The following is a 1,926-nucleotide window of genomic DNA, read 5'->3' as shown; positions in this document are numbered from 1 at the left end:
GCTGCTGGTCGGCGGGTGCCTGCGCGGTTTCGCATTGCAGGCCGCCGGCCCGGCCGCCCGGGCCCGGCTCCAGCCGGCAGTCTCGTTCCTTCTCCTCATCTTTGCGCTGTGCCTCATCTTCGACTATCCTCTCCTTTCGGGCAGGAGCCCGTTAACGGTCCCGCGTGCCGGCACTCCTGCGGGATCGGCGCTCCTGCTCGGCCTCTTCATGGGCCTCATCATCCTCCCCTGCAATGCCGCGGTCATCCTCTTCCTCCTCACCCTTGCGATATCTGTCGGGACCGCCGCTGAGGCTATAGGTCTCTTCCTTGCGTTCGGGATCGGCATAGTGCTCCCGCTCCTCATCCTTTCCGGCATCTCGCGGTTCCGGAGCCGGCAGGTGCTCAGCTGCCTTACCCGGCACCGCCTTGCGGTTCAGAGAACTGCCGGCCTCGTGATGCTTGCAGTGGCGGCAGGGTACCTGGCGCTCGCCCTCTTCACGGGAGTCCCCTGAGCCGCGGCACCATCACTTTCCTGCCGCATCCCCATCCCTTTTAATACCACAATCCGAGATCCTAAGCACCGTGACAGGATTCCAGCTCGTCTCCAGCTTTGGACCGGCCGGCTCGCAGCCGGAAGCGATTAAAGATCTGACAAAAGGGCTTGAGGAGAACAAACAATACCAGGCCCTGCTCGGCGTCACCGGCTCCGGTAAGACCTTTACGATGGCAAACGTGATCGCGGCAGCGCAGAAACCAACCCTTGTCCTCGCCCACAATAAGACGCTTGCCGCCCAGCTCTACTCCGAGTTCTGCGACTTCTTCCCGAACAACCGCGTGGAATACTTTGTCTCGTACTATGACTACTACCAGCCTGAGTCCTACATTCCGGCAAAGGACCAGTACATCGAAAAGGATTCGGCCATCAATCCCAAAATCGAGCAGCTCCGTCTCTCTGCAACAGCATCGCTCTCGTTCCGGAAGGACGTGATCGTGGTCGCATCCGTCTCCTGCATCTACGGTCTTGGCAACCCGGAGAACTTCCGGAACATGGGATTTGAGCTGACGGTCGGCCAGAAGATCTCGCGAAATGATATTATGAGCCGGCTCATCGACATCCTTTTCGAAAGAAACGATCTCGAACTGATGCCGGGCCGGTTCCGGGTCAAGGGCGACACCATCGACTTCATTCCCGGGTACTTCAACAACATCATCCGGATCGAACTTTTCGGGAACGAGATCGAGCGGATCCGCGAGGTGGACAAGAACACCGGTGCCGTGAACGAGGAAAAGAAGTATTTCTTCGTGTACCCGGCCCGCCACTTCGTCACACCTGAAGGTGCCCGCAAGTCCGCAATTGCATCGATCCAGAAGGAACTCGACGAAGTCCTCCCTTCCCTTGGCCTGATCGAGGCCCACCGGCTCGAGCAGCGGACCCGGTACGACATAGAGATGATCGAGGAGACCGGTTCCTGCAAGGGTATCGAGAACTACTCGCGCCACTTCGATGGTCGCGAAGCGGGAGAGAAACCCTACTGCCTGCTCGACTATTTCCCGGATGATTTCCTGATGATCATCGATGAGAGCCACCAGATGATCCCGCAGCTCCACGGCATGTACAACGGGGACCGCTCGCGCAAGAAGTCCCTGATCGACTATGGTTTCCGGCTCCCGAGCGCGTACGACAACCGGCCCTTAAAGTTCCACGAGTTCGAGCAGTACATGAACCGGGTCGTCTTCGTTTCGGCAACGCCGGGCGAGTACGAGCTGAAGAAGTCCGGAAAAGCGGTCGAGCAGATCATCCGGCCCACCGGCCTCGTTGACCCGGAGGTCGAGGTCCGGCCCATTGCCGGTCAGACGGACGATGTTATCCGTGAGGTGGAAAAGACCATTGCGAGAGGCGATCGCGTCCTCATCACGACCCTGACCAAGAAGCTGGCCGAAGAAC

At 59.3% G+C, this 1,926-nt stretch carries 2 protein-coding genes; both read left to right on the top strand.

All coding sequences use genetic code 11. The features are described from left to right. Positions 1 to 493 (top strand): cytochrome c biogenesis protein CcdA (locus tag CW742_RS11425; protein ID WP_292420496.1); only part of this gene is annotated, 493 nt, incomplete at its 5' end. Positions 494 to 563: 70 nt separating this feature from the next. After that, positions 564 to 1,926 (top strand): DEAD/DEAH box helicase family protein (locus CW742_RS11420; protein ID WP_292420495.1); only part of this gene is annotated, 1,363 nt, incomplete at its 3' end.

The organism is Methanoregula sp., assembly GCF_002835825.1.
Taxonomy (GTDB): Archaea; Halobacteriota; Methanomicrobia; order Methanomicrobiales; family Methanospirillaceae; genus Methanoregula.
This window is presented reverse-complemented; position numbering and strand designations above follow the sequence as displayed.